27 protein-coding genes are annotated in these 23,459 nt (G+C 54.8%); 9 read left to right on the top strand and 18 right to left on the bottom strand.

Annotated features, from left to right (window positions below; all coding sequences use genetic code 11):
* Positions 1-19: 19 nt before the first annotated feature.
* The 15 genes from KGP21_RS25595 to KGP21_RS25525 form a co-directional block, all read right to left on the bottom strand.
* Entirely contained in the window at positions 20-1,561 is a 1,542-nt protein-coding gene (locus KGP21_RS25595; protein ID WP_223536463.1) for a class I adenylate-forming enzyme family protein, read from the bottom strand.
* 416 nt (positions 1,562-1,977) lie between these two features.
* Positions 1,978-2,937 carry a DUF523 and DUF1722 domain-containing protein gene (locus KGP21_RS25590; protein WP_021806994.1) on the bottom strand — a complete coding sequence of 320 codons (960 nt, stop codon included), beginning with the start codon at positions 2,935-2,937 and terminating at the stop codon, positions 1,978-1,980.
* 12 nt (positions 2,938-2,949) lie between these two features.
* Positions 2,950-3,480, bottom strand: a complete 531-nt coding sequence (locus KGP21_RS25585) for a DUF3833 domain-containing protein (protein ID WP_179252890.1) — start codon at positions 3,478-3,480, stop codon at positions 2,950-2,952.
* On the bottom strand, positions 3,477-3,986 hold the full coding sequence (locus tag KGP21_RS25580; protein ID WP_371824871.1) for a hypothetical protein: 510 nt from the start codon (positions 3,984-3,986) through the stop codon (positions 3,477-3,479). The genes KGP21_RS25585 and KGP21_RS25580 overlap by 4 nt, the downstream gene beginning before the upstream one ends.
* A gap of 14 nt (positions 3,987-4,000) precedes the next feature.
* Complete coding sequence (locus KGP21_RS25575) at positions 4,001-4,486, bottom strand: DUF2878 domain-containing protein (protein ID WP_037376257.1); 486 nt, start codon at positions 4,484-4,486, stop codon at positions 4,001-4,003.
* Complete coding sequence (locus tag KGP21_RS25570) at positions 4,483-5,703, bottom strand: cyclopropane-fatty-acyl-phospholipid synthase family protein (RefSeq protein ID WP_209529556.1); 1,221 nt, start codon at positions 5,701-5,703, stop codon at positions 4,483-4,485. The genes KGP21_RS25575 and KGP21_RS25570 overlap by 4 nt, the downstream gene beginning before the upstream one ends.
* 5 nt (positions 5,704-5,708) lie before the next feature.
* Complete coding sequence (locus KGP21_RS25565) at positions 5,709-6,422, bottom strand: DUF1365 domain-containing protein (protein ID WP_021806989.1); 714 nt, start codon at positions 6,420-6,422, stop codon at positions 5,709-5,711.
* A 1-nt stretch (position 6,423) separates the two neighbouring features.
* Positions 6,424-7,683, bottom strand: a complete 1,260-nt coding sequence (locus KGP21_RS25560; protein ID WP_071681512.1) for an NAD(P)/FAD-dependent oxidoreductase — start codon at positions 7,681-7,683, stop codon at positions 6,424-6,426.
* Positions 7,680-8,399 carry an SDR family NAD(P)-dependent oxidoreductase gene (locus KGP21_RS25555; RefSeq protein ID WP_179248543.1) on the bottom strand — a complete coding sequence of 240 codons (720 nt, stop codon included), beginning with the start codon at positions 8,397-8,399 and terminating at the stop codon, positions 7,680-7,682. Before KGP21_RS25555 ends, KGP21_RS25560 begins: the two co-directional genes overlap by 4 nt.
* Positions 8,396-8,830 carry a nuclear transport factor 2 family protein gene (locus tag KGP21_RS25550; RefSeq protein WP_166733495.1) on the bottom strand — a complete coding sequence of 145 codons (435 nt, stop codon included), beginning with the start codon at positions 8,828-8,830 and terminating at the stop codon, positions 8,396-8,398. The genes KGP21_RS25555 and KGP21_RS25550 overlap by 4 nt, the downstream gene beginning before the upstream one ends.
* A gap of 168 nt (positions 8,831-8,998) precedes the next feature.
* Positions 8,999-9,409, bottom strand: a complete 411-nt coding sequence (uraH, locus tag KGP21_RS25545; RefSeq protein ID WP_037376255.1) for a hydroxyisourate hydrolase — start codon at positions 9,407-9,409, stop codon at positions 8,999-9,001.
* 97 nt (positions 9,410-9,506) lie between these two features.
* The gene (locus KGP21_RS25540; protein WP_021806984.1) at positions 9,507-10,235 is read right to left on the bottom strand and encodes a MerR family transcriptional regulator; all 729 of its coding nucleotides are present in this window, start codon (positions 10,233-10,235) and stop codon (positions 9,507-9,509) included.
* Positions 10,236-10,337: 102 nt separating this feature from the next.
* Positions 10,338-11,282 carry a nucleoside hydrolase gene (locus KGP21_RS25535; protein ID WP_223536461.1) on the bottom strand — a complete coding sequence of 315 codons (945 nt, stop codon included), beginning with the start codon at positions 11,280-11,282 and terminating at the stop codon, positions 10,338-10,340.
* Positions 11,283-11,411: 129 nt separating this feature from the next.
* Positions 11,412-12,755, bottom strand: a complete 1,344-nt coding sequence (locus KGP21_RS25530; protein WP_021806982.1) for an APC family permease — start codon at positions 12,753-12,755, stop codon at positions 11,412-11,414.
* A 10-nt stretch (positions 12,756-12,765) separates the two neighbouring features.
* Positions 12,766-13,668 (bottom strand): acetamidase/formamidase family protein, encoded by a 903-nt coding sequence (locus KGP21_RS25525; protein WP_209529551.1) that lies wholly within the window; start codon positions 13,666-13,668, stop codon positions 12,766-12,768.
* A 13-nt stretch (positions 13,669-13,681) separates the two neighbouring features.
* Here KGP21_RS25525 and KGP21_RS25520 point away from each other — a divergent pair, with 13 nt between their 5' ends.
* On the top strand, positions 13,682-13,942 hold the full coding sequence (locus KGP21_RS25520; RefSeq protein ID WP_223498534.1) for a hypothetical protein: 261 nt from the start codon (positions 13,682-13,684) through the stop codon (positions 13,940-13,942).
* 134 nt (positions 13,943-14,076) lie between these two features.
* On the opposite strand, the gene aaeR is transcribed toward KGP21_RS25520, so the two are convergent.
* Positions 14,077-14,988, bottom strand: coding sequence for an HTH-type transcriptional activator AaeR (gene aaeR, locus KGP21_RS25515; RefSeq protein ID WP_037376242.1), 912 nt, complete (start codon positions 14,986-14,988; stop codon positions 14,077-14,079).
* Between the two features lie 327 nt (positions 14,989-15,315).
* On the opposite strand from aaeR, the gene aaeX reads away from it, so the two are divergent.
* The 5 genes from aaeX to KGP21_RS25490 all read left to right on the top strand — a co-directional run bounded on the left by aaeX (position 15,316) and on the right by KGP21_RS25490 (position 19,398).
* Positions 15,316-15,519 carry a p-hydroxybenzoic acid efflux pump operon protein AaeX gene (aaeX, locus tag KGP21_RS25510; RefSeq protein ID WP_021180732.1) on the top strand — a complete coding sequence of 68 codons (204 nt, stop codon included), beginning with the start codon at positions 15,316-15,318 and terminating at the stop codon, positions 15,517-15,519.
* 7 nt (positions 15,520-15,526) lie between these two features.
* Positions 15,527-16,462, top strand: a complete 936-nt coding sequence (aaeA, locus tag KGP21_RS25505; RefSeq protein WP_021806979.1) for a p-hydroxybenzoic acid efflux pump subunit AaeA — start codon at positions 15,527-15,529, stop codon at positions 16,460-16,462.
* Complete coding sequence (gene aaeB, locus KGP21_RS25500) at positions 16,462-18,438, top strand: p-hydroxybenzoic acid efflux pump subunit AaeB (RefSeq protein WP_223536458.1); 1,977 nt, start codon at positions 16,462-16,464, stop codon at positions 18,436-18,438. Before aaeA ends, aaeB begins: the two co-directional genes overlap by 1 nt.
* A gap of 206 nt (positions 18,439-18,644) precedes the next feature.
* Positions 18,645-19,094 carry a ribonuclease gene (locus tag KGP21_RS25495; protein WP_021806977.1) on the top strand — a complete coding sequence of 150 codons (450 nt, stop codon included), beginning with the start codon at positions 18,645-18,647 and terminating at the stop codon, positions 19,092-19,094.
* A 4-nt stretch (positions 19,095-19,098) separates the two neighbouring features.
* Positions 19,099-19,398: a barstar family protein gene (locus KGP21_RS25490; RefSeq protein ID WP_223536455.1), complete on the top strand. Its 300-nt coding sequence runs from the start codon at positions 19,099-19,101 to the stop codon at positions 19,396-19,398.
* Between the two features lie 33 nt (positions 19,399-19,431).
* Here the strand turns inward: KGP21_RS25490 and yjgA are convergent, their stop codons facing one another.
* Positions 19,432-19,980, bottom strand: coding sequence for a ribosome biogenesis factor YjgA (gene yjgA, locus KGP21_RS25485; RefSeq protein ID WP_021180727.1), 549 nt, complete (start codon positions 19,978-19,980; stop codon positions 19,432-19,434).
* 201 nt (positions 19,981-20,181) lie between these two features.
* On the opposite strand from yjgA, the gene pmbA reads away from it, so the two are divergent.
* A complete protein-coding gene (pmbA, locus tag KGP21_RS25480) occupies positions 20,182-21,522 on the top strand; it encodes a metalloprotease PmbA (protein WP_021806975.1) in 1,341 nt (446 codons plus the stop codon).
* A gap of 280 nt (positions 21,523-21,802) precedes the next feature.
* Positions 21,803-22,189, top strand: a complete 387-nt coding sequence (gene cybC / locus KGP21_RS25475; protein ID WP_094981506.1) for a cytochrome b562 — start codon at positions 21,803-21,805, stop codon at positions 22,187-22,189.
* 66 nt (positions 22,190-22,255) lie between these two features.
* Here the strand turns inward: cybC and rnk are convergent, their stop codons facing one another.
* Positions 22,256-22,666: a nucleoside diphosphate kinase regulator gene (gene rnk, locus KGP21_RS25470; RefSeq protein ID WP_021180723.1), complete on the bottom strand. Its 411-nt coding sequence runs from the start codon at positions 22,664-22,666 to the stop codon at positions 22,256-22,258.
* Positions 22,667-23,132: 466 nt separating this feature from the next.
* Here rnk and KGP21_RS25465 point away from each other — a divergent pair, with 466 nt between their 5' ends.
* Positions 23,133-23,435 carry a glycine dehydrogenase gene (locus KGP21_RS25465; RefSeq protein ID WP_370572534.1) on the top strand — a complete coding sequence of 101 codons (303 nt, stop codon included), beginning with the start codon at positions 23,133-23,135 and terminating at the stop codon, positions 23,433-23,435.
* Positions 23,436-23,459 lie beyond the last annotated feature (24 nt).

Raw genomic sequence — 23,459 nt, 5'->3', positions numbered from 1 at the left:
TATTGGATAACGCTTGTTTTTATATTGGTGGTGTCAATTTTTGTCGTAAAGCTAATTTGTCTATTTTGCCATTGGCATTTTTCGGTAATTCTGCTGTAAAGACGATCTTTGAGGGTATTTTAAATTTGGCAATTTTATTGGAGAGCCAATGAGTGATATTATCGCTCACCAAGGGTTTATTCCGGTGCGCCACAATAAAAGCGACGGCTTCTTCTCCGTAGATTTCGCTGCTGCTGGGAACTATGGCAATTTCCTTGACGCCAGGGTAATTCGAGATCAGGTTTTCCACTTCAATGCAGTATATTTTTTCACCACCGCGGTTGATCATGTCCTTGCTGCGATCTTTGATATACAGGTAGTTATCCTGATCGAGGCAGGCTATATCGCCGGTATAAAACCAGCCGTCGTGGAAGAACTGCTGATTGGCCGCCGGGTTCTTCCAGTACTGGCTCATCACCACTGGCCCTTTCAGCCATAGATGACCAATCTCACCGGCAGCAAGCACCTGGTGATTATCGTCGCGAATTTGGCAGCTTAGGCCGGGAATGGGTAAGCCAGAACTGCCTATCTTATCGCTGCTGCGTACATCGACCGGGAAAATGCTGGCCGGTGAAGAGGTTTCTGTCAGCCCATAGATCGGCCTGATTTCCGTGGCTGGGAACAACTGCGCGAGCCTTTCGATAATGCCCACGTTCAAATGCCCGGCACCGCAAGCGATCATCCGCAAGCTGGCGTAGTTGCCCACCTGTGGATACTTTTCCGCTTCTTGCAACAGTAGGATAAACACCGTTGGCGAACCATGCAGGAAGGTAATGTTATGGCTGCTGACGGTTTTCAAAATCTCTTCTGCATTGAATCTTTGCTGCAAATGCAACGTACCGCCAAGGTGAATAAACAGGCAGAGTAAAGCTGACAGGCCGGTAATATGGCAGATAGGGATCGGCAAGATGGCGCTGTCTTGCTCGGTTAACTTGAGAGCCTGTTGGTAAGCCGTGATAGCCGCAATAAAGTTACCGTGAGTGAGCGCTGCTCCTTTCGGTGAGCCAGTGGTGCCGGAAGTATAAATAATTGCGGCAATGTCATCCGCTACGATGGCGGCAGGCTCTACGGGTTGGATCACCTTTTGGTCATCTGCATTACTGAGCATCAGTTGCCAATCGGCCAGCGACACCACATGGCTTTGCTTCACGGGTTCCAGCGTCGCCATCCACGGCTGGCTGTTGGGATCGTAAAAAACCGCCTTGGCATTAACACTGGACAGGATGATATGGCTGTCTTGCGATTTTAACTTGGTGCTTAACGGCACCACGATAATCCCCAGCGCCATTGCTGCATAAAACAGCGAGCAGAATTCAGGCCGGTTACCCAAGGCCAAGACGATCACATCGCCTTTGACGAGGTTAAAACTTTCTTTCAGGCAGGCGGAAGATAAATTAACGTTATGATTTAACTGATTATAACTGTATTTATGGCCTTCAAAGAACAGGGCGGTATGCTCAGCCCGGCGGTTAACGCTCTGCTGTAAACTCTGATAGAGGTGTGTGATTTTTGCCTGCTGCATAGGTTGCCCCTTCACCGACATTTACTGATGGTGGTGAGTATAGGGAAAGGCAACGGTGCAAGAATGCGCAAAATTTCACATCTTTCTTCGGCCAACAGGGCTGACGCTTTGTATAAAATGCCAACCCTGGGAGGACAAAAAAATCGATGTTATGACGAGCTGGTTAGCAAATGTTATCGAAAATGATAAAAATTATGGTGAAAAAGGTGAGTAAGGGGTTTTGCTTTTATGCAGATGCATAAAAAGATGACGTTCGGGCCAATCCCCATCGGCACCTTACGCACCGCCATCACGTTGGGATGGATCACATAGGTAACCGCACAAGGATCCTACACTGGCGGAAAAGAGCCTCCCCTGAGCCAACGAAAAACCTATGGCCGAAAAAATCGAGCAGTTCGGCCACGAATCATACGCACTTAATTAACCATTAGCCGCAAAGCCAAATTATGCGGATAGGGGTCAAAGTATTTTTGCGTCAGCAGGTAGCTGTCTGGGTATTCGCCCAGGTAATGCTTCAGCAGCGTCAAAGGCGCGAGTATTGGCAGCAGCCCCTCGCGATAATGGAGGATCACGTCATTCAGCTCGCCGCGCTGACGCGAGTTCAGCTGGTTACGAAAGTACCCCTGAATGTGCATCAGCACGTTGGTGTGGTTCTTGCGCGAGGCGGGTTTTTTCAAGATCGTCATCAGTTTTTCGCGATAAGCCACGAAGAATGCATCCAGGTCTTCCCACTCATGCAACGAGGCGACAAAGGGGCCAATTTCTCGGTAGCCAGCTTGGTGGTGCGCCAGCAACTGGAGTTTGTACCGGCTGTGGAAGTCCAGCAGCGCATGGCGGGTGAGGCCGTTGGCCTTCAGGGTGTTCAACTCGTGCAGGGCGAAGATGCGCTCGACAAAGTTTTCCCGCAGCACCGGGTCGTGCAGGCGGCCATCTTCTTCTACCGGTAACCACGGGTATTTCTCCAACAGCGCTCTGGTAAAGATGCCTACGCCCTCTTTACGCCCGCGATTGCCCTTTTCATCGTACAACCGTACGCGTTCCATACCGCAGCTCGGCGATTTGGCGCAGACGATAAAGCCCGACAGTTCGTCCAGACGTGAGAGATAGGAATCCGTGAATGCGGTCATTTTCTCCGTCACATCGTCGTGCGGCGCTTGGCTGAAGTGCATCCGGAAATCCCCTTCGGCGGTCTGAACCAGGCGTAGTGCCGGACGAGGAGAGGGCAGTCCGATGGCCATCTCCGGGCAGACGGGTTTGAAGGTCACCCACTGCGCCAGCCCGTCCATGACAAAGCCCATGCGTTTATGTCCGCCGTCAAACCGAACGGTCGCGCCGGTTAAACATCCGCTGATCCCAATGACGGGTTGCTTATTCATATCGCGATCCTCTTACTGTTCTTTTCGGGTGAAGAAAAGCGTTACCTGGCCGACGGTGATGCCGAACTTCTTCATCTCTGTTTTATTAAAAAGATGTATGTCATCTTGCAGATACATCCAGTCATCAAAGTGAAGTAGCCAGGTACTGCCATTGGCTTTCACGTTCATGCTGTAACGCCAGTTAAAGGCGTTGCCTTCTGCCACGCCGCTGGCCACACCTTCAATATCGCCTGCGGTGCCTTCGTAGCGATTGGTGCCGACGCGCCGGATATGCCACACCCGTTGCTGTTTCTCGCCATCGTCATAGACAAAGTGTTCATTTAGCGTCAGCGTGTCGCCGATGACGTTGCCACTGATTTCCACGTGGAAGCGGCGCAGCTGTTTTCCGCTGCGGTCCTGTACCATACCCCATGCCTCGGTTTTCCCCTGGAAGTAGTGGAAGATATCGAGCGGCGGTTGTTGATGCCGGTAGTCGCTGATGTCTGTGCTACAACCCACCAGAAGCATCATCAGCGCCAGGCCAAGTGTCAGAATGCGTTTCATTTTTCACCTCCGAGCAACTGCTGACGCAGTTCGGGATATTGCGTGCGTGGATCGAGCCAGATGGCCAGAAAGTTTGTACTGAAGGCGGCAGACTGGCTGGGGCCGAGCGGGGTAAAGCTTTTTTCTGCCCCTGAGGCGCGATACCAGAACTGCCCCTGCTTACCCTTAACAACAAAGGTAAGCTGTGAGCCGGGCGTGACGTCCGGCCAGAGTGACTGCAGCATGCGCAGCCAGGCTTCGCTCTGTGGTTCTCGCTCCATGATCCCCTGAGCCTGCCACTGGTCACGGGTGGCTTCGACCAACTGGTCACGATCGATGTCGCGTTTGTAGGTAATAATCAGCGCCTGATCCTGTTCCGGCCCGTGATACCGACCGTCCGGCGTGCTCAGTTGGGAGGTATAAACGGTAAACGGCCCCCATGTCAGGCTGGCATCACCCACTTTGCGCCAGCTTAACCAGTCGGCGGCATGGGCGACGGGCGCGATGGCCGCCAACCACAGCAGCATCAGTAAAGAGGTTCTCAATGTCGCCTCCCCGTCAGAATATGGAACAACAGCATCAGAACCAGCCAACCCAGTGCCATCCAACTGACGACGATAAAGGTCGGCTCCCGGAAAGTCATGGCGCCCAGACGTTCACCAATCACATACGCTACGGGACCGCCAGCGGTTGCCAGCAAAGCCAGCATCCATCGCGGCAGCGTGGTCGTGAGGATCAAGTGGGTCCAGACGGTAGCAAACATCAGCCACAGCGCCATCATCCACAGGGGCAGCAGTGCGTCACTGTTAAAGCCGATCTGCCCCGTCAGCACCCAGAGGGCATCCAGACCGCAGCCCGCCGCGGCCAGCAGCAGGGCATAAACACGGTGTGCAGGCGACAGCATCAGACAGGCCAGGATCGCCAGGGCGAGCCACAGAAACAGGCCGCGTTCGCGAAACAACACTACCAGCGTCCAATAGAGATCGAACGCGAGAGCCATCAGCACGACCTGCACAGAGCGGTTCATACGCGCTCTGCGGTCAGTTGCACCACGCTGATGGTGCGTGCGTTAAAACCGGCTTCGCAGTAGCCAAAGTAGTAGAGCCACATACGGCGGAACCTTTCATCGAAACCGAGCTTTTCAATGTCCTGCCAGGCGTGCAGAAAACGCTGCCGCCAGTGAGCCAGCGTGCGGGCGTAGTCTGGCCCCATATCGAACAGATTACGGACGACAAAATCGGTGTGACGCGTCATCAGTTCACTCATTGCCGTGATGCTCGGTAGGAACCCGCCGGGGAAGATGTAACGCTGGATAAAATCGACGCTTTTGCTGTAGTCGCGGTAGCGCTGATCCTGAATGGTGATGGCCTGAATCGCCATTTTGCCGCCCGGGCGCAGGCGCGCCTGACAGGTTCGGAAGAAATCCGGCAGGTAGCGTTTACCCACGGCTTCAATCATCTCAACCGATACCAGTTTGTCGAATTCACCGGTCAGGTCGCGGTAGTCGCACAGTAGAACCTGAACTCTGTCCTGTAATCCCGCGCGGGCAATCCGCTCTGTAGCCCAGGTGTACTGCTCCTGCGACAGCGTCGTGGTAGTGACGCGGCAGCCGTAGTGACGAGCGGCGTATTCCGCCATAGCCCCCCAGCCGGTGCCGATTTCCAGCAGGTGATCGCTTGCGGTCAACGCCAGTTGTTCGCACAGGCGCGCCATTTTTGCCTGCTGGGCTTGAGAGAGAGCCTGGTCGTCGGCGGTGAACAGCGCGCTGGAGTAGAGCAGCTCTTCGTCGAGAAAGTGCGCATAGAATTCGTTACCCAGGTCGTAATGGGCGGAGATGTTTTCCCGCGCCTGTTTGCGGTAGTTACGCCGCGTCCAGTGGCGAAGCCGCTCCATAGGATTGCCCAGCAGGCGAAAGCCACTTTCCAGCCTTCCCAGTATCTTGCCGTTGAGGGCCAGGATCTGCAAAAGCGGGGTTAACTGATGCGTCTCCCACTCACCCTCCATCCAGGATTCGGCCGCGGCGAGGCTGCCGCCGGTGAGCAGACGCCAGTAAACACCCGGCGCGAGGATCTGCACTTCAGCACGCAGCGCAGAGGACTCATCGCCAAAATGGAGGGTCTGCTGTCCTTCACGCACGGTGAGCGAGCCCTCGCGGATACCGCTCAGCAAACGAAAGAGTAGCCAGCGCGCGATACGGGCGTTACGAGGGATATCGGATTCAAGCGCAAAGGCAGGATCGGTCATGAGCGCTAACTCCTTCTGACGGGATGGTTGTACAACGGCACGCGTTTAAGCCACAGCCGTAACGCTTGCCAGTAAATTGCCAGGACGGTTTTCAGGGTCATCATCGGTATGCGCAGCAATATCGATCTCAAGGTTGCGCGCGTTAGGTGCTCACGGCGAAGCGCGAGCGTGGCGTCGAACACCTTCGACTCCTGATGATTTTCGATATGCATATGCAGCGTTTTACCGGGGGCGTTGAAGCGCCAGTGATAGACCATATCCATCGGATTAAACGGGGAGACATGGAAGGCTTTCGGCTGCGGGCGAGCCGCCTGGCCATCCACCGCATAGTAATGGCGCTCGTTCCACGGGGTGTTGCGCACTTCGGCCAGAACCCAGCGCAGCATGCCCGTACTGTCATAGCAGTAGTAGAGATTGATCGGATTAAAATGGAAGCCGAAATAACGAAGCTGGGTCAGGAGCATGACGCGGCCATCGGGACGTTCCCCGGTCAGAGTTTGCAGCCGGTCGAGGGCGTTCTCTTTAAGCGGTGTGCCGAGTGGGTAATCCGCATCATGGAAGGCGGCCGCGGCAAATCGATTACGGCGGATACCCGCCGACGGCAGCGCATCCAGCTCGTCCAGATCGATCCAGGCCATAAACACGTTATAGCGAAAATGGTGTGATTTCGGCTGGAAGCGACGATGGCGTAACACACCCTGGTAAAGGCAGCTGTTCATCTTACAGGTCCTCCCCTGCAGCGATCCCTTTCACCACGTCCAACGCGCTGCGTACCCCATCCTCGTGAAAACCGTTGTACCAGTAAGCTCCGCAGAACCAGCTCCGTTGGTGGCCGTTAATCTCGCCGCGGCGCGACTGGGCGCGCCAGCTTTGCGGGTTAAACATCGGGTGCTCGTAGACAAAGCGTTTCCAGACGTAGCGATCGTCTACCGGCGTTTCCGGGTTCAGGGTGACGCAGAACAGGGGGCTACCCTCAGGTAACCCTTGTAAGATATTCATGTTGTAGGTGACGCAGGCGCTGGCCTGGTCCCGTTCGCTCAGGCGATAGTTCCAGCTTGCCCAGGCACGCTCGCGCACCGGTAGCCAGCGTGGATCGCTGTGCAAAACCACCTCGTTATGCTGCCAGCCAATATCGCCCAGAACCTCGCTTTCTGCAGGAGTAGGATGAGCAAGCATCGCCAGCGCCTGTGAGGAATGGCAGGCGAAGATCACCTGGTCGAACGAGTGATTCGACTGCGCAAGCTGGATTTCAACGCCGCCGTTGTGGCGGATGACCTGCTGCACCGGAGCGTTGAGGTGCAGGGTCAGGCGGTCCCCCAACTGGGCCAAAATGGCGCGGACGTACTCGCGAGAACCGCCGGGCACCACATACCACTGCGGACGGTGGGTAACGTCCAGCAGGCCGTGATGCTCAAAGAAGCGCAAAAACAGCGGAAGCGGGAAGCGGCGCATCTCCTGCAGTGACGAGGACCAGATGGCGGCCCCCATCGGCAGGATATAATGACGCGCGAAAAACGCGCTGAAGCCGTGCTGTTCGAGAAAAGTCTCCAGCGTGGCGTTTTCGTTAACGTCGCCTGCCAACGCCTCTTTTGCCAGGCGGTTGAAGCGAACAATATCTCGCAGCAGCCCCCAGAACGCCGGATTAACCAGGTTACGACGCTGTGCAAACAGCGAGGTGAGGGTGTGGCCGTTATACTCAAGCCCGCTTTGCGGATTATGCACGGAGAAGCTCATCTGCGTTTTTTGCCCGCTGATGCCCAGCTCGCTGAGCAGGCCCATAAAGCGCGGATAGGTACGGTCATTGTAGACGATAAACCCGGTATCGATGGCATACGTCCCCTGCGGCGTGCTGACATCCACCGTGGCGGTATGACCACCCACCGTGGGTTCCGCTTCGAAAAGCGTGACCTGATGATGCCCGGCCAGCCGCCAGGCACAGGTGAGTCCTGCAATACCGCTGCCGATAATGGCGATGTTCATGAGCGAACCATCCTGCGCAACAGCCTGCGCTGAAGAAAATTGGGGAGCCCTGAAAGCAGCTTCATGACCAGGCTGAATCCGGTGGGAAAGGCGATGTGTTTTTTCCCTTTCGCCAGCCCGCGACGGATCGCCTTCACGGCATCGTCGACGCTCACCTGGCCGGGCATGGCAAAATCATTTTTACGGGTAAGCGGCGTGTCTACAAAGCCCGGTGAGACAACCGTGACGGCAATACCTTTGGGCTCCCAGTCAAGGCGCAGACTATTGGCAAACCAGGTGAGGGCGGCTTTTGACGCGCCATACGCCTCTGCTCGTGGGAACGGCAGCCAGTGCGCCATCGAGCTGACCAGCGCTACGCGACTTCCTGGAAGGAGCTGGGTCTGAAGTGCGGCCAGACAGTTCACTGGCCCCTGGAAGTTGGTACTCATCACACGTTCCACCAGAGCGGCATCCACCACACCCTGATCCAGGTATTCGCAGGTTCCCGCACAAAGAACGGTCAGGTCGGCAGTGCAATCTGCAAGCGCCAGACGGCAGGCCTCCCTGTCCGTCATATCGAACACGCGTAACGTGATATTCGGGCTGTACTGTTGCAGTGCTTCCAGCCTGGCCCTGTCTCGCCCGCAGGCAATGACTTGGCAGCCGTCATCGGCCCAGGACTTCGCGAGCCCGGCACCAATGCCGGAGCTTGCGCCGGTGATGAGGACGGTCATCATGAGCGGATTCTCCTTTTTACACTTCGCACCGCCCAGCCAAGAAGGGGAAGATGTTCGTAGATCATCTCCCCGGCATCGTAGTAATCGCGCTGGCGAATAATCAGGTTGTCCTGCACATCAACAATTGAGCATCCTGCGAGGACTAGTGTTTCTCCCCTTGAAATCCGTGGGTGAGACCAATGCATTGCCCAAGTTACGGCAAAACGATGGCCTTCGCAGAGGGGGGAGTCGATGGTAAAGCGGCAATGCTTTACGTTGGCCAATAGATGAGTGAAGTAACGCTGGATCGCCAAAAGACCCTGATGCTCACCAAACGGGTCGCTCAGACTGGCATCAGCATGATAGATCTCCGCCAACGCAGATGGCGGCTGGTTATCCAGCTTGCTGTAGTAATCAACAAACCGGTTGATGATGGATGGCATAGAGCTCATGAGTCTCACCTGAGAGTGAACAACCTAGCGTTATTGCATAGTTAAAACTTACACAATTATTGTAGTTTGTCCAACTTTGGCGAGGTGATAATTATTTTCTCATTCGCTTCAACGTATTAAGTTTGCCAGCTCATGCTGTTAACTGTGCAACATGAGCTGGCTTTATCTTCAACTTCCTCTGTAGGTAGAGTATCCATACTGGCTTAACAGCAAGGGGATGTGCAGTTTTTCATTGGTCTTGGTGACGGTGAACATCACCGGGATCTCCGGGAAGAACGACGTTTGCTGCTGTTGGTGGAAATAGTCACCGGTTTTGAAGGTCACTTTGTAAATTCCCGGCAGCATATCCTGGTCCTGTGGATATAGAGATTTGATACGCCCGTCTTCGTCCGTTTTACCGCTAGCCAGCGTGACCCAGCTGTTTTGCTGCTCTTTTTCAAGCGTGACGGTGACATTCGGCGAGGGGATCCCTGTCTGCTGGTTCAGAATATGGACGCTCAGCGTGCCAGCAGGGGCACTGAATGCGGCAGGAGCCATTGCCAGAGAGGTTAGCAGAATAAGACCGGTAGCTTTTTTCATCATGATTTCCTGTAGGGGTTAAACAAACAGGAAAAAGGTAGCATCCTGGTGAAAAATAAATATTCAACCTTTTGTGATAATTAACGCAAGCACAACGTCAAAGAGTAATGACCTCAAGAGACATCACCTGTTGTTGCCACAGTTCAATCTGTTGTTTGCGGGTGGGGGTGAGTTTACCTGTCATGACCAGCAGCCATTTTCGTTCAGGAAATAGCTCTGGAGCCAGACTGGCAGGCGGAACGGGAAGGACATCAATGTGCTGTCCTTGACCAGTACGCTTGAGGGCTTCCAGCCAGATTTCACACGGGTCTGACAGGTACCAGCCGGTGATCAGATAGTTATCCCCTGCCGCTTTTTTGTCCCTTTCGAGGCAAAATGAGGTATAGGAAATGATAATGCCATCCAGGATCTCGCGCAGGGTCATCATCGCCGGAATATTGGCAGAGAATTTACCGCGCAGCGGGCGCAGCAATTCCGTGACCAACTCCGGGCGAGGATATTCGCGGCCAGAAACGTAAATCTGCTGGCGCAGCGATTCAATTTTTCCCTCTTTGAGCAACTGCAGCATTTTTTCTTGCAGAGTAAGCCAGTTGTTTGTCGGACCTTCTGCCGGGCGCGCGAGCAGGGGTTTTACCTGGCTGATGGTTACCCCTTTTTTTACCCAGTCGAGAATTTTGAGCGCCTGCTGGACATCATCATCGCTGTACTGGCGATGTCCACCATCGGTGCGCATCGGTTTAAGCAGGCCGTAACGACGCTGCCAGGCGCGCAATGTGGTTGCGTTTATTCCGCAAAGCCGGGCAAATTCGCCGATAGAGTAAGCCATGAGAGACATCCGATAACAAAGAACACTTTCAATATACTACGCATAATGCCGACTTGAATGAAGTGTCGGGCGTTTGCACGACACTTTACTCCCAACCGTGCCTCAAACCTCAACTTCACCAATTCTTTCCAACGCATCCACAATCAGATCCCAAAAGGCGGTTTCATCAAGCTTCACTGCCACCTGAGTATGGCAATCCGCCGGGGCCGGGAAGCGGAAGTCCGCGACCGTCATCCCCAGCGTCAGGGTACCGGTCAGCTCAATATCGATGGGCACCTTACGCACCGTCATCACGTTGGGGTTGATCACATAGGCGACCGCGCAGGGATCGTGTACCGGTGGCGAAGTGAAACCCTGCGCCTGCTTATACATATGGCCGAAGAACTCGAGCAGTTCGACGACAAATTTCGCAGGGCCGGTGCCAATAGCGGCGATGCGCGCGCTAACTTCTGGCGTGGCCAGCGCCTGATGCGTCAGATCCAGCCCAACCATGGTTAACGGCCAGGGTTCGTTGAACACGATATGCGCGGCTTCCGGATCGATTTTGATATTGAATTCAGCCACTGCGCTCCAGTTACCCACGTGGTAACCGCCCCCCATCAGCACCACTTCCTTCACGCGTGTGGCAATACGGGGTTCCTTGCGCACCGCCATGGCGATGTTGGTCAGGCCTGCGGTGGGCACCAGCGTTACGGTGCCTGGTGGGTGTGCCATGATGGTATCAATGATCAGGTCGACGGCATGGATATCGGCCAATTGCAGAGTGGGTTCCGGTAAAACGGGACCATCGAGTCCCGATTCGCCGTGGATGTCGGGGGCGACTTCAATTTGCCGTACCAGCGGCCGCGGGCAGCCAGCGGCAAAGGGCACGCCGGTGATGTTGGCAATGCGCGCCACGGCCAGCGCATTGCGCGTGACCTTCTCCAGCGTCTGGTTACCGACGACGGTGGTGACGGCCAGCAGTTCAATATCTGGGTTGCCCCATGCCATTAGCATCGCGATCGCATCGTCATGCCCAGGATCGCAGTCCAGTATGATTTTCTTCATGATTGTTCCTGATGCAGGTTTTTTGCGAGCATAACCTAGCGGCGGGTAGAGGGGTATGACCAGCGGGCCGTTTTGTTAACGTCATCAAAGGATTGGATAAATCTGCCCCAGAAGGGGCAGATTGCTGGCTTAGTCTTCCAGCTTCAGCACCGGCTCTCTCTTCAGCACTACGCGCAGCACAAAGTAATACACGATGCCGATCGCCAGCCAGCTAAGGCCGAGGATTTTGGCTTCGATATCCATCTCGTACAGTACAAAGGCGATGATCGACAGGCCGATCAGTGGGAACAGCAGGTGTTTTACCCAGGCCTTGGACTTCTGGCGGATGATGTAGTGGTTAATCACCGACAGGTGCAAGATCAAAAAGCCCATCAGCGCCCCGAAGTTGACCAACCGGCTCAGGTTGTCGATGCTGCCGTTGAAGTACAGCCCGGAACCGAGGGAGATCACCGCGACCAGCAGGGTGCTGACGTAAGGGGTTTTAAAGCGTGGATGTACCTTGGCCAGGATCTTCGGCAATTGGCGGTCTCGCCCCATGGCGAACAGAATGCGGGAGATGGCGGCCTGCGCGACTAACGCATTGGCAATCCCCCAGGAGAGCGCCGTCGCCCAGATGGTCGCCTGCTTTAACCAGGAACCGCCCGCCAGATTGGCGGTATCGTAGAACGCGGTATCCAGGTTAGTGAAGTTTTGGCCCGCAGCCAGATCGGCGGCAATCCAGGTTTGCAGAATAAACAGCGACCCTACCAACAGCAGTGCATACAACGAGGCTTTCCCCACGGCATCGGCCCCGCCTTTACTCTCTTCGGACAGCGTCGAAATACCGTCAAAGCCCAGGAATGACAGCACCGCGATAGATACCGCACCCATCACCAGCGGCAGGCTGAATTTCTCGGCGTTGTAGAGCGGGTTCAGCGTCAGGCCACCGGAACCTTCGCCGGAATACAGTGCCGTCAGGCCCATTACCACAAAGATGGTCAGGATCACGATCTCCGCCACCAGGATGTAGCGGTTAGCCTTGGCGGTGAACTGGATCCCCACCAGGTTGATCGCACTGTTGATCACGATAAAGGTCACGATCCACACCCAGGCGGGTACTTCTGGCAGGATCGGGCCGAGCGCCGCCGCGCTGACGATATACAGCAACGACGGCACCAGGATGTAATCGAGCAGGATCAGCCAACCGGCAAAGAAGCCGACAGTTTCATGGATGCCGCGCTGGGCATAGGCATAGACCGAGCCGGAAACCGGGAAAGCACGGGACATTGACCAGTAGCTCATGGCGGTGAAGAACATCGCCACCATACCGATCAGATAGGCCAACGCCACCATGCCCTGTGCGCCTTCCCACACGTAGCCAAACACGCCAAACGGCGCGATCGGCACCATAAAGATCATGCCGTAGATCACCAGATCTTTAAGGGTGAGGGTACGGTGCAGTTCCTGCTTATAACCAAATTGTTCTACAGACATGGCGCTATCCCTAATCCAACTGGAGGTTTAACTGCTCGGCAACGCTGCGTGGCAGCGCGAAACGGCAGGTTTTCAGCGGATCGACCACCTGACAGATTTGCAGATCGCCAGTGATGCTCAGCAGATTGATGGCGTCGGCCAGCGAGACCTGGCTATAGTCCGCCACGAAGTGTGCCATATTGCGGGTTGCCAATTCGGCCGCTTCGTCCAGCGTTTTGGCGGATGCCAGGGTATAGAGCGTATCAATGGTGCTCATCATCGGGGTGGGCAGCGCGCGGTTTTTGACTACGCTCAGGTTCACCACCACTTCGCCGGGAATTTCCAGCCCGCATACCGAGACTTCACCATCGCCCATTGCGGCATGCAGATCGCCGAGCGCAAACAGCGCACCGGGAACGTTAACCGGCAGCCACAGCGTGCAGCCTTCGGTGATGATTTTGCAGTCCATGTTGCCGCCGTGGGCATCTGGAGTGCCGCAGGGGATCGGATCTTCGGCTGGGGCGACGCCAATTACGCCGATCATTGGTTTTAACGGCCAACGCACGCCGCCAGGCAGCAGGGCGAAGCCGTCTTCCAGCGGCACGGTGCGGATCTGTGGCTGTTGCAGCTCATCGCCAATGACGCCCAGGCCTGGAGCGGTGACCATGACTGCCTGATGGCTGGTTGGGGTAATACGTTTAATCTCTACCCGTAACACATCGCCGGGGTTCGCATCCTGCACGTAAACCGGCCCGGTAGCCGGGTTGATGCGGCTCCAGTCCAGTTCGGTGAAGGTGGCCTGTTCAGAGGCGATTTGATCTTCGAAGCAGTCACAGGTTTCAAAACAAACGTCGCTGCCGCTGGCAACGGTGGCCACAGGGGCGTTATCGCGCGACATGGCATATACCACGTGCGTACGTGAGATCTTTTCCATGGTGATTCCTATAATGAATAATGAAGCCTGGTTTTTATTATTTATGGCGATAATGATAATTGGGCGCACCTGCGCCAATTCATCAATAAATCACACCCGCAGGGGCGTAAGCAAGCACGCGAAAGCGGTAGCAGAATGGGCATTTTGGTTAGATTGGCAGGATATGCTTCAAACAATTATCGCGGTGGTTTATTACCCACAACTATGGCGGAAGTTTCCGCATAACCGATCGGTAAAGCCGAGTGAATACAGCAGAGTTCTCAGTAGAGAATGAGAATCAAATGAAGGGAAATACTTTCGATAATTAGCATTAATAAAATGAGTGACCGCTTTTATAGCAGTAAACGCTATATATCAGCTAGAGCAAACTTATTACCCTGGAGTGAACTCCAGGGATAAAGGGGAGCCTCAACGATAGCCCTGATACACTTCCGCCACGCGTTTAAAGTATTCCGTCAGGTAATTGATACACACCTGCACCTTGAGCGGCAGCTTGTCCTTCTCGGTGTACAGTGCGTAAACCGGACGGGGTTCTGAATGGTAGCGCTTGAACAGGATCTCAATCTCGCCGCGTTTGATCTCTTCGATGACCCACATCAGTGGCGCATAGGCAATCCCGGCCCCGGCCTTGAGCCAACGGATCATGGTTTGTGAATCGTTGGTCACGAAGCGCCCCTGCGGGGAAATACGCGTACTGATGCCTTCGGGAGCCATCAATTCAAACTCACTGTCGGGCCGTACGCTGTATTCCAACCAGGAAAAATTCACCATATCCGACGGTTTTTGCGGTGTTCCATGTTGAGTCAGGTAGCTTTTGGCGGCGCAGACCACCATCGGCATCGAACCCAGGCGTTTGGAAAACAGGCTGGAATCCTGCAGTTCGCCGGTGCGGATCACTACGTCCAGGCCGTCGGCAATCAGATCCGGGGCTGGAATGCCGGTGACCAGATTAACCGTTAAGCCTGGATACTCTTGCAGCATATCGGCGGTCATGGTCGCCAGAACGTTTTGCGCCATGGTGGAGGAACTGCCGATGCGCAGCGTGCCTATGGGCGTATTGTTCAGCGCATAAAGCTGCTCATGAACCTCGGCGGCTTCCTGCAACATGCGGCGGCAGCCCTGATAGTAGATTTTACCCGCTTCGGTCAGGCCGATACTGCGCGTGCTGCGGTTAAGCAGCTTCACCTGTAGATCATTTTCCAGTTTGGACACTGTCTGGCTGATGGATGAAACGCTCATGTCGAGCTGGCGTGCTGCCGCGGTAAATGACCCACATTCAACGACTTTGGCAAACACGGACATCCGTTTTAGTCTTTCCATTGTTCACTCTGGCTTAAAAGTGATTTAGATCACAGATTATAGATGAGTTGATAGTAAGCAGGCTAATATAACGCGTCGGGTGTAAAGATCTTCTGAACGCTTGAGCGTGGTCAGCTATGCCGCGGTTTACTGCCGTGGCCGCAAGATCCCTCCGGTTATCCATACATTCCCTCTCGCGGAAGCCTGCTGTTAGCTTAACCCTTTTTCAGGTTTATGGCCTGGTCAACTACCAGATCATAACGTTTGGCGTCCGTGCGCTAGAATGTAAATGGAATGTGAAATCAGCAGGGAAAACCCCCGGTGTAGTAAACAATTAAGGATAAAGTGATGAGTTTGCTTCCGGTTATGGTCATTTTTGGACTGTCGTTCCCACCGGTATTTTTTGAGCTGTTAGCGTCGTTGGCCCTGTTCTTCGTCATACGCCGCCTGTTGCAGCCGACCGGGATTTACGATTTTGTCTGGCATCCGGCGTTGTTCAATACCGCGCTGTATTGCTGTTTGTTTTATCTGATTTCGTGTCTTTTCGTTTGAGGCTGCTGTGAAAACTCTGTCATTAAAAATACTCCGCATTGCCATCACCTTGCTGCTGGTTCTGTTGGCGGCCATTGCCGTGTTCAAGGCGTGGGCGTTTTACACCGAATCGCCTTGGACGCGTGATGCCAAATTCACCGCCGACGTGGTGGCGATTGCTCCAGATGTCAGCGGTTTGCTGACCGACGTGCCGATCACCGACAACCAGTTGGTGAAACAGGGCCAGATCCTGATGGTGATCGACCAGCCACGTTACCAACAGGCACTGGCCGAAGCCAACGCCGATGTGGCCTATTATCAGACGCTGGCGGCCGAGAAGAAGCGTGAAGCGGGCCGCCGTGTGCGCTTGGGGATCCAGGCGATGTCACAAGAAGAGATCGACCAATCCAATAACGTGCTGCAAACCGTGCAGCATCAGTTGGCCAAGGCGATCGCCGTGCGCGATCTGGCGCAGTTGGATCTGGAACGGACCACGGTGCGTGCGCCAGCAGACGGTTGGGTCACCAACCTGAACGTCCACGCAGGGGAATTTATCACCCGTGGTTCTACGGCGGTGGCGCTGGTGAAGAAAAACAGTTTCTATGTCATCGCCTATCTGGAAGAAACCAAGCTTGAAGGGTTGAGCAAAGGCGATCGTGCCGAGATCACCCCGCTGGGCAGCAACCGCATTATGCACGGCACCGTCGATAGCCTGGCCGCGGCGGTGAATAACAGCAGCAGTACCCCAAACAGCAAGGGGCTGGCGTCGATCGACAGCAATCTGGAGTGGGTGCGTCTGGCACAGCGCGTGCCGGTGAAAATCATCCTTGATGAGAAAGATCAGCAACACTCTTACCCGGCGGGTACCACCGCGACCGTGGTCATAACCGGCAAGAACGATCGTAGCATCGACAGCGGCTCGCCGTTTATCCGGCTGATGCATCGGTTGCGTGAGTTCGGCTAATGAACAGCCCAACCTTTCTGCGGCTGCGGTTTGCCTGCAAGCTCAGCTTTGCGATCGTCTTCGCCCTGTTTGTCGGTTTTAACCTCAATCTGGAAACCCCGCGCTGGTCGGTGCTGACAGCGGCCATTGTGGCTGCCGGCCCGGCCTTTGCCGCCGGGGGGGAACCTTTCTCTGGCGCGATCCGCTATCGTGGCTGGCTGCGTATTATCGGCACCTTTATCGGCTGCTTTGTCGGCTTGCTGATTATCGTTACCTGTGCCCGTGCGCCGGTGGTGATGCTGATGCTTTGCTGCGTCTGGCTGGGAGTCTGTACTTGGATCTCCTCGCTGGTGAAGGTCGAAAACTCTTATGCCTGGGGGCTGGCGGGCTACACGGCGCTGATTATCATCGTCACCTCCGCAGCCACTACAAACACCACAACCTCACTGTTGGACGCGCCACAGTTCGCCGTAGAGCGCTGTAGCGAGATCGTGCTCGGTATTCTCAGTGCGGTACTGGCCGACCTGCTGTTTTCCCCGCGTTCGATCAAACAGGATATCGATCGTGCGGTGGATCAACTGCTGGTGGGGCAGTACAAGCTGATGCAAATGTGTATCAGCGATGCCGGCAAGGAAGATATCGACCGCGCCTGGAGCGATCTGGTTAAAAGCACCACCGCCATCAACGGGATGCGCAGCAACCTGATGTTGGAATCATCGCGTTGGCAGCGGGTTAACAGCCGCTTGCATGCGTTACATACGCTTTCGCTGACGTTGATCACCCAGGCCTGTGAAACCTACCTGATTTTGCTCAATCACCCGGATGCGGTGAAGGAAAATATCCGCGAGCTGCTGATGGTTCCAGCGGAAACCGCGCAGGAAGTGCATAAACGCCTGAAGCTGGTGCGCCAGGTGCTGGCAACCAACCGTAGCGATGAACATCTGCAAACGGTCACTGGCTGGGTGGGCGCAGCGACGCGCTATCTGCTGGTGGCAAAAGGCGTGCATACCAACAGCGGCATCAACGCGGTAGAAAACGAGATACTGGCCGGGGAAGTGGTGGTGAAGAGGCCGTCGGCGGAAGGCCACCATGCCATGATCAACGGGCTGCGAGCCTGGGCGGCGACCTCAATAGGCTGCCTGTTCTGGCTGTGGACCGGCTGGACGTCCGGCAGCGGCTGTATGGTGATGATCGCCGTCGTGACCGCATTGGCGATGCGTACGCCAAATCCAAAAATGATGGCGCTCGACTTTCTGCTGGGCGTGCTGGTGGCGTTGCCGCTCGGTGCGCTGTTTTATATGTTTATTCTGCCGGAAACCCAGCAAAGCATGTTCTTGTTGTGTCTGAGCCTGGGCATCATGTCCTTTGTCATAGGGATCGAAGTGCAGAAACGCCGTTTGGGATCGCTAGGCACCCTGGCGAGTACTATTAACATCATCGTGTTAAGCAATCCGATGAGTTTCCATGTCTCCTCGTTTATCGACAGCGCCATCGGCCAGATTATCGGCTGCTTTGTGGCGATGATCGTGCTGTTCCTGATCCGTGATACCTCACGTGAGCGCACCGGCCGCACGTTGATGAATCAGTTGGTCAGCAGCGCCGTTTCGGCGTTGACCACCAAGGCGGCGCGCCGTAAGGAAAACCATCTGCCTGCGCTCTATCAGCGCCTGAACCAGCTGCTGATGATGTTCCCGAACGACATTGCCAAATACCGGCTGGCGCTCAACCTGATTATTGCCCACCAGCGGATGCAGATGACCGAGATCCCGGAGCGGGAAGAGCTTTCGGTGTTCCACAAGCAGATCCGCAGCACCGCCGACCACGTGGTCACCGCCAAGAACGATGTGAAGCGGGCTTACTACTACGATCGGTTACTCAAAGAGATGAATGAATATCAACAAAAGCTGGTGGATAACCTCGCTCCGCTTAGCGTCACCGGGCCGGTAAAACGCCTGGCCGATATGCTGCATCGCTACCGTCACGCGCTGATTGATTGATATTTTCACTTTCCCGTCAAAGGCTATACTGCATGGTTTACGTCCCCCGACTACGGGGGCTAAAATGCATGCAGGAAGGCCTTACAAACCATAATAATTCCGTATCAATTGCGGTTTTTGCTCGAGCGTCAGGCCTTTTGGATGCGAAATGGTTACATCTTGGTCATCTTTGATTCATTAATTTTTGCTATATATGCAGGGACAGTATGAATAAACGTACGCTTATTGCGATGCTGATTGCTTTGCTGGTGGCGGGGTTTAGTGCGCTGCAGGGGGATGGCGATCGGGCTCTGACCAATGATTCGACCCCGGCGGCAGAGAGCATTGAACAACTGACGCAGCAGCAGCGAGTGGTCAGCTATGTGCAACAGCACCAGCGTCTGCCTGATTACTACATCACCAAAAAGCAGGCTCGTGAGCAGGGTTGGGATGCGCGTGACGGTAATCTGTGCAAGGTATTGCCGGGCAAGGCCATTGGCGGCGACCGTTTTTCCAACCGTGAAGGGCAATTACCGACCGCCAACAACCGGGTATGGCGCGAAGCGGATATCAACTACCAATGCGGCCGACGCGGTGCCGATCGGCTGTTGTATTCTAGTGACGGTCTGATTTATGTCACGCGCGACCATTATAAGAACTTCATGCGGATGGAGTGAGCCGATGGGGAAAATAGATTTCGATTTTAACCAGATAGCGGACTTGCCAGCGTTCTATCGCCACTTTGCCGAGCGGTTTGCACTGGGTGAAGGATTTGGCGCCAACCTGGACGCGCTGTGGGACGTGGTGACCGGCGACATCAGCCTGCCGGTCGAGATTGAATTTCTCAATCTCAACGCCCGCAGCAAACGCCGCTTTGGTGCCATTATTCTGTTGTTTGAAGAAGCGGAGGAGGAGCTGGAGGGCAACCTGCGGTTCAATATCCGTGAAACGAGCAGCGCAGCGACGCATCAGCGGGGATGAACGGGGTCCATCCCGCAGCGATGCCGCTGACGATCACTGTTGTGCCTCTGCCAGCTCTCGCAAGTACTGGAAGATTTGGCGGAATGATTTTGGCGGCTTGTTAGCGGCCTGCTCTTTCTGCGCATTACGTATCAGGGCACGCAACTGTTGGCGATCGGCTTGTGGATACAGATCCAGCACGGACGGGATCGCGTCATCACCTTCAGCTACCAGACGATCGCGCAGCGCTTCCAGCTTGTGGAACAGCGAAACCTGTTGGTTATGGCGGTTCTTCAACTTGTCGAGCGCGGTCTGGATCGGTTCGACATCGCGAGCACGCAGCATTTTACCGATCAGTTGGATCTGGCGGCGGCGGCCTTCTTTCTTGATCTTTTGCGCCAGTTCGATGGCGGCACGCAGATCTTCATCCAGCGGGATGCGTTCCAAGGCGTTTTTACCCAGTTCAACCAGTTCGGTTCCCAGGTCTTTCAGCGCTTCGGCATCACGTTTAATTTCACTTTTACTGACCCAGATAATCTCGTCATCGTCCTCGTTTTCGTTCTCCGGGACTTCGTCGAGCCAGTCTTCAGGCTGTTTGTTCATGGTAGGCTCCGTTAAAAAGAGGCTAATCCTAACAGGTTGCCGGCTTTATGCGAAATTCCACGCGGTTCCTGTTAGACTCAAAAGTACATCGGGCTGTGGCCAGCGGGCGCAGCCTGAAATTATTTTGGCGCGTTATTGCGCGCAAAACCATGCCGACACGGCACTTTTCTCAACGATTTTCTGATTAACTATGGCCGATTGATGAAAGTAGTCACCCAAGTTGCAGAGCAGCGCAAAGCGCTGGAAAACGCCGTTTCACAGGCGCTGGAGCTGGCACGCGCCGGTTCCGATGCGGCAGAAGTTGCCGTGAGCAAAACCACCGGTATCAGCGTCAGCACCCGCTTCGGTGAGGTGGAGAACGTCGAATTCAACAGCGACGGCGCGTTAGGTATTACCGTCTATTATCAAAACCGCAAAGGCAGTGCCTCTTCCACCGATCTTAATCCAGATGCCATTGCCCGTACCGTTCAGGCGGCGCTGGATATTGCTCGTTACACTTCACCAGATCCCCATGCTGGCCCGGCGGAAAAAGATCTGCTGGCGTTTGACGCGCCGGATCTGGACCTGTTCCACCCCACCGAGCTGGATGCCGAACGTGGTATCGAGCTGGCAGCCCGTGCCGAACAGGCTTCGCTGGCGGCCGACAAGCGGATTACCAATACCGAAGGCGGCAGCTTCAACAGCCATTACGGTATCAAGGTCTTCGGCAACAGCCACGGCATGCTGCAAAGCTATTGCTCCAGTCGTCACTCGCTCTCCAGCTGTGTGATCGCCGAACATGATGGCGATATGGAGCGGGATTATGCCTACACCATTGGTCGGGCTATGGGCGATATGGCCAGCCCTGAGTGGGTTGGTCAGGAATGCGCCCGCCGCACGCTGGCGCGTCTTTCCCCACGCAAGCTGTCAACCATGAAAGCGCCGGTGCTGTTCGCCTCAGAAGTGGCTACCGGTCTGTTTGGCCACCTGGTTGGGGCTATCAGCGGCAGCAGCGTTTATCGCAAATCCACCTTCCTGCTGGATTCGTTGGGTAAACAGATCCTGCCGGAGTGGATGACCATTGAAGAACATCCGCACTTGTTGAAAGGGCTGGCCTCTACGCCGTTCGACAGTGAAGGCGTACGCACCCAGCGCCGCGACATCGTCAAAGACGGCGTGCTGGAAACCTGGCTGCTGACTAGCTACGCCGCGCGTAAATTGGGGCTGCATAGCACCGGTCATGCGGGCGGGATCCATAACTGGCGCATTGCCGGTCAGGGCGATGACTTTGCGGGCATGCTCAAACAGTTGGGCACCGGTCTGGTGGTCACTGAGCTGATGGGGCAGGGCGTCAGCGGGATTACCGGCGATTACTCACGCGGAGCTTCTGGCTTCTGGGTAGAAAATGGTGAGATCCAGTATCCGGTCAGCGAGATCACCATTGCCGGCAATCTGAAAGATATGCTGCGCAATATCGTCAGCATCGGCAGCGATATCGAACTGCGCAGCAATATCCAGTGCGGTTCCGTGCTGCTGCCGGAAATGAAGATCGCAGGGCAGTAATCCCCCCTCACTCCAACCCTCTCCCACAGGGAGAGGGAGCTGTCCAGAGTATGTGGTTGGTCCTTACTGCTTCGGAAAGTCGGGAGTAAGAACAAAGAAAGCAAGGTATTACGCAGAGCAATCAATGAACTCGATCGGTCCTCTTTCCTTGTGGGAGAGGGCTGAGACGCACCTCCCCACTCCTCCGCTTCAACCTTCCTTACAAATATCAGCTATCGGTTTTACCGTTCCATGCCTATGTTTATAACGGGTTAACTAAAACAATAACGGGAAGGTGAGCATGAAGAAGACATTGAAAGTGTTGGCAGCACTGACGCTGCTGGGAGCCAGTTCATGGGTGATGGCAGCCGAACTGGCCGATGACATGGATACCCTGGCCGCCAATTACAAAATTGTATTGAAAACCGACTCCACCGATACCTTCAAGCAGAGCCTGCAGAATATGCGTGCTGCGGCTACGGATGCCCAGAAAGGCACACCGCCGAAGTTGGAAAACAAAGCGCCAGACAGCCCGGAGATGAAGGAGTTTCGTCAAGGGCTGGCGACGCTGATCGGGCAGATCGATCAGTCAATGGCGCTGGCGAATCAGGGCAAACTGGAGGACGCGCGTAAAGTGGCGCAGGGCTTCAAGCAAACCCGCGATGCCAATCACAAGAAATTCCGTTAAGCGTACTGCGGCAATCAACGTAGCGTTGACAAAAAGGGCGGCTGAATGGCCGCCCGGAAACCTGACTTAGCGGTGATACTCGCCCGCAGCCTCAGGTTGATACAGCAATTCCAACACTTCAATGCGGGCTTCTTCGCCGTTTGGCAATTGCCAATTGATCTGTTTACCCACGTGCATTCCCAGCAGTGCTGCACCCAGTGGTGCCATCACCGACAGCTGTTCAGCGCTGTCTTTGAGAGAGGCGGGGTAAACCAGCGTGCGCACATGTTCTTCTGAAGTATGCAGATCGCGAAAACGTACGCGGCTGTTCATGGTGACGACGTGTGCAGGGATCTGCGATGCCGGCACAATGTCAGCGCGATCCAGTTCAGCGTTCAGCGCGGCGGCGACGTCAGTATTGGCAAAGGCTGGCTGTGCCAGTAGCGCATCCAGGCGTTCCGCATCCAGCTCATTAATGGTAATGGTTGGTTTGGTCATTCCACTCTCCAGTCCAATCAAAGGGCGCCCTTTCTGCGCCATAAATTCGGAAAACAACACAAAAGCAACACCCCCGCACCTTTGGGCGCGGGGGTGTGAAAAATGTCGGTTTGTCCTACTGATAGTAGGCTGTTAGGGCCGGAAAAGAAAGAGATCTCGATCACGAAGTTTTTTGCGCCGCGCTGCCAACTGGCAACTCTGCGTTGCAAACTCTTTTTGCAATCTCATTTACTTAGCGTAAAAACCCCCGATTTTGCGAAATGGATCCCTTGGCGTCACTTAATTTCCAGTTCGAACTGGAAAAAAACGCGCTACACAAGCAATGCCCCAAGGGTTAGGGTAAAGACATCAAAGAAAGCGGGTAAAGGTAAAGCGCTTTACCGTTAACGGATAAATAGCTGGATCCAGAGGTGACTGCAAAGTGAATGACGGAACTGCTTCGGTAAGTAACAGGGAACAGACTGACATCAGTGAGGCCGCAGCGATTACCACTCAATTGTTGGCCGATATTACCGCCATGTTGGGTGAAGAGAATATTTACACCAATGCGGTGCAACAACAAATGTTGGAATCCCATATCCGCGCGATGGTGTTGCGCTCAATAACAGGTGAGCCCTTGCCGGAAGTTGATAAATCACTGTTTGATGAAATTTCTGCCGGATCGATGCAACTGGCAGAGCGAGTGGTAAATAAGTTTGCCACGTTACCGATTGAAGAGGCGTATCTGCTTTCGGTTCATTTTGAAGTGGCTAAAGATAACGACCAATAACGTTTAATTGATTAAAATTATTCA

The sequence above is a fragment of the Serratia sp. JSRIV004 genome (assembly GCF_019968705.1).
GTDB classification, from domain to species: domain Bacteria; phylum Pseudomonadota; class Gammaproteobacteria; order Enterobacterales; family Enterobacteriaceae; genus Chania; species Chania fonticola_B.
The sequence above is the reverse complement of the archived record's forward strand: the minus strand, read 5'-3'. Positions and strand labels throughout refer to the sequence as shown.

Bases quoted from the DNA above. Each gene is read 5' to 3' on its own strand.
- KGP21_RS25595 (WP_223536463.1), bottom strand. From the start codon at position 1,561: ATGCAGCAGGCAAAAATCACACACCTCTATCAGAGTTTACAGCAGAGC.
- KGP21_RS25590 (WP_021806994.1), bottom strand. From the start codon at position 2,937: ATGAATAAGCAACCCGTCATTGGGATCAGCGGATGTTTAACCGGCGCG.
- KGP21_RS25585 (WP_179252890.1), bottom strand. From the start codon at position 3,480: ATGAAACGCATTCTGACACTTGGCCTGGCGCTGATGATGCTTCTGGTG.
- KGP21_RS25580 (WP_371824871.1), bottom strand. From the start codon at position 3,986: ATGCTGCTGTGGTTGGCGGCCATCGCGCCCGTCGCCCATGCCGCCGAC.
- KGP21_RS25575 (WP_037376257.1), bottom strand. From the start codon at position 4,486: ATGAACCGCTCTGTGCAGGTCGTGCTGATGGCTCTCGCGTTCGATCTC.
- KGP21_RS25570 (WP_209529556.1), bottom strand. From the start codon at position 5,703: ATGACCGATCCTGCCTTTGCGCTTGAATCCGATATCCCTCGTAACGCC.
- KGP21_RS25565 (WP_021806989.1), bottom strand. From the start codon at position 6,422: ATGAACAGCTGCCTTTACCAGGGTGTGTTACGCCATCGTCGCTTCCAG.
- KGP21_RS25560 (WP_071681512.1), bottom strand. From the start codon at position 7,683: ATGAACATCGCCATTATCGGCAGCGGTATTGCAGGACTCACCTGTGCC.
- KGP21_RS25555 (WP_179248543.1), bottom strand. From the start codon at position 8,399: ATGATGACCGTCCTCATCACCGGCGCAAGCTCCGGCATTGGTGCCGGG.
- KGP21_RS25550 (WP_166733495.1), bottom strand. From the start codon at position 8,830: ATGAGCTCTATGCCATCCATCATCAACCGGTTTGTTGATTACTACAGC.
- uraH (WP_037376255.1), bottom strand. From the start codon at position 9,409: ATGAAAAAAGCTACCGGTCTTATTCTGCTAACCTCTCTGGCAATGGCT.
- KGP21_RS25540 (WP_021806984.1), bottom strand. From the start codon at position 10,235: ATGGCTTACTCTATCGGCGAATTTGCCCGGCTTTGCGGAATAAACGCA.
- KGP21_RS25535 (WP_223536461.1), bottom strand. From the start codon at position 11,282: ATGAAGAAAATCATACTGGACTGCGATCCTGGGCATGACGATGCGATC.
- KGP21_RS25530 (WP_021806982.1), bottom strand. From the start codon at position 12,755: ATGTCTGTAGAACAATTTGGTTATAAGCAGGAACTGCACCGTACCCTC.
- KGP21_RS25525 (WP_209529551.1), bottom strand. From the start codon at position 13,668: ATGGAAAAGATCTCACGTACGCACGTGGTATATGCCATGTCGCGCGAT.
- KGP21_RS25520 (WP_223498534.1), top strand. From the start codon at position 13,682: ATGAATAATGAAGCCTGGTTTTTATTATTTATGGCGATAATGATAATT.
- aaeR (WP_037376242.1), bottom strand. From the start codon at position 14,988: ATGGAAAGACTAAAACGGATGTCCGTGTTTGCCAAAGTCGTTGAATGT.
- aaeX (WP_021180732.1), top strand. From the start codon at position 15,316: ATGAGTTTGCTTCCGGTTATGGTCATTTTTGGACTGTCGTTCCCACCG.
- aaeB (WP_223536458.1), top strand. From the start codon at position 16,462: ATGAACAGCCCAACCTTTCTGCGGCTGCGGTTTGCCTGCAAGCTCAGC.
- KGP21_RS25495 (WP_021806977.1), top strand. From the start codon at position 18,645: ATGAATAAACGTACGCTTATTGCGATGCTGATTGCTTTGCTGGTGGCG.
- KGP21_RS25490 (WP_223536455.1), top strand. From the start codon at position 19,099: ATGGGGAAAATAGATTTCGATTTTAACCAGATAGCGGACTTGCCAGCG.
- yjgA (WP_021180727.1), bottom strand. From the start codon at position 19,980: ATGAACAAACAGCCTGAAGACTGGCTCGACGAAGTCCCGGAGAACGAA.
- pmbA (WP_021806975.1), top strand. From the start codon at position 20,182: ATGAAAGTAGTCACCCAAGTTGCAGAGCAGCGCAAAGCGCTGGAAAAC.
- cybC (WP_094981506.1), top strand. From the start codon at position 21,803: ATGAAGAAGACATTGAAAGTGTTGGCAGCACTGACGCTGCTGGGAGCC.
- rnk (WP_021180723.1), bottom strand. From the start codon at position 22,666: ATGACCAAACCAACCATTACCATTAATGAGCTGGATGCGGAACGCCTG.